Source organism: Leisingera sp. F5, from assembly GCF_001593695.1.
Window position 1 is genome coordinate 1 of the sequence record NZ_LUKH01000575.1, and the last position, 2080, is coordinate 2080.

Consider the following 2080-nt stretch of genomic DNA (forward strand, 5'->3'; position numbering starts at 1 on the left):
AGGCTCAAGGTGTGCAAGGTATTGACCGAAGCAACACGGTAGATATTTGCAGCCAGAAGAAGCAGGCTTCTTTCTGGTTTCAAATACTCTGGGGGTGAGCGCCCAAGGCGCGAGGGGGCGAAGCCCCATTCCTTCCTGCTCTAGATCTGCCCCGACCACCTCAGCCAGCTCTCCGGGCTGCCGCGGAAGGTATTGAGGTCCACGTCGCCCGCAACCCCCGGCACCTCTCCGGTGCCGGAGTATTGCCAGAAACTCCAGTTTTCGCCCGGGTAGACCTTGCGCGGATGGCCCGCCACGGAGCGCAGCCAGAATTCGGTGCCGCTGAGACGGCCGATGCCGGTGTCGCGGTAGAAATCCACCGTCGTATAGACCACCGGGCGCTTGCCATAATAGCGCTCCAGGATGTTCAGGAACTTGCGTGCCTCGGCCCGCACCTTGGCGCCGTCAGGGCGCAGCTTGCAGGTGCGGGAGCGGTGGTTCCACTCCATGTCCAGCACCGGCGGCAGCGCGTTCGGATCCCTTGGTACATTGCGGATGAACCAGCGGGCCTGCTCCGCTGCCGGGCGGCAGAAGTAATAGTAATGATAGGCGCCGCGTTTGAGCCCCGCTGCACGTGCCCCGCGCCAGTTATCGCGGAACCTGGCGTCCGTGTGATCGCCGCCTTCGGTTGCCTTGATATAAGCAAAGGACACCCCTGACCGGCGCACCTTGCGCCAGTCGATCTCTCCCTGATAGCGCGAGACATCGATGCCGTGAACAGGATAAGACCAGGGCTTGCGCCCCTCCCAATCATGCGGATCACGGTCGCCGAACCGGGGGTAGGTCCGCACCCCGGACAGCCGCGCATTGGCAGGCTCAGTGCGGGTGACTTCGGGCGCGCTGACGGCCCTGTCCGGCGGGCGCCCGCACCCTGTTGCCAGTGCCAGTGCCAATACCCCCAGAACCAGTCTGCGCATGTGATGTGCTCCCTGCCGCGATGTGTTGTCAACTGCTCTTGTTTTTTGCCTGTTGCCTTCCACTCTAGCGCAGGCGGGCGCAAAGTCGCGTCCAGCGGCAGCGGATCAGCATAAATCCGCCGGCAAAAAATGCGCCACTGTTGGGGGGGCGGCGCGTTCAGAGTGTCACGTTTGCGGGCTGTTCAGACCCATTTGGCCAAGGGCGGCAAGCTCATCAGCACCGCGTTGGCGTCGTGGCCGGTCTCCAGGCCGAATTTGGTGCCGCGGTCATAGACCAGATTGTATTCCGCATAGAGGCCCCGGTGGATCAGCTGGGCGTCCTTGTCGGCCTCATCAAAACCCTGCACCCGGCGTTTTTCGACCAGCGGCACAAAGGCCGGCAGGAAGGCACGGCCGATATCCTGAGTCAGAGCAAAATCCGCAGCCCAGTCGCCGGAGTTGCGGTCATCCATGAAGATGCCACCCACCCCGCGGGCGCGCTTGCGGTGCGGGATGTAGAAATACTCATCCGCCCATTCTTTCAGCCGCGGGTACTGGTCTTCCCCATGCGGATCCAGATGCTGCTTCTGAGTTCGGTGAAAATGCGCAGTGTCCTCATCGTACTCAATACAAGGGTTCAGGTCTGAACCGCCGCCGAACCACCAGGCGTGCGGGGTCCAAAACATGCGGGTGTTCATATGCACCGCAGGCACATGCGGATTGCGCATATGCGCCACCAGCGAAATGCCCGAGGCCCAGAACCGCGGATCATCTTTCATCCCCGGAATGCCCTTGCGCGCCGCCATCGCGTTTTGCGCACGTTCGCCCAGGGTGCCGTAAACCTCGGAGATATTGACCCCGACCTTTTCGAACACCCGGCCGCCGCGCATCACGCTCATCAGCCCGCCGCCTGCATCCGAGCCGTCATCCGAGCTGCGCGCGGTCTCTGTCACCTCGAACCGGCCCGGCGCCATGTCCGAAAACGGGCCGTCGTTGTGGCTGTCCTCCAGGCCCTCGAACGCCGCAACGATCTGGTTGCGCAGGTCCCGGAACCAGGCGGCAGCCTGGGCCTTCTCAGTCTTCATCTCAGCAGTCATGTGGGGTCTTTCTGATCAGTGGACCGGTGCCGCCACCGGGTCCAGCAG

Annotated in this window: 2 protein-coding genes; both read right to left on the reverse strand. The window is 63.0% G+C overall.

Translation table 11 applies throughout. The features are described 5' to 3' along the window. Nucleotides 1–140 precede the first annotated feature (140 nt). Nucleotides 141–956: a GH25 family lysozyme gene (locus A2I95_RS33430; RefSeq protein ID WP_291736757.1), complete on the reverse strand. Its 816-nt coding sequence runs from the start codon at nt 954–956 to the stop codon at nt 141–143. 182 nt (nt 957–1138) lie between these two features. Next, nucleotides 1139–2032 (reverse strand): oxygen-dependent coproporphyrinogen oxidase, encoded by an 894-nt coding sequence (hemF, locus tag A2I95_RS33435; protein ID WP_291736759.1) that lies wholly within the window; start codon nt 2030–2032, stop codon nt 1139–1141. Between the last annotated feature and the right edge of the window lie 48 nt (nt 2033–2080).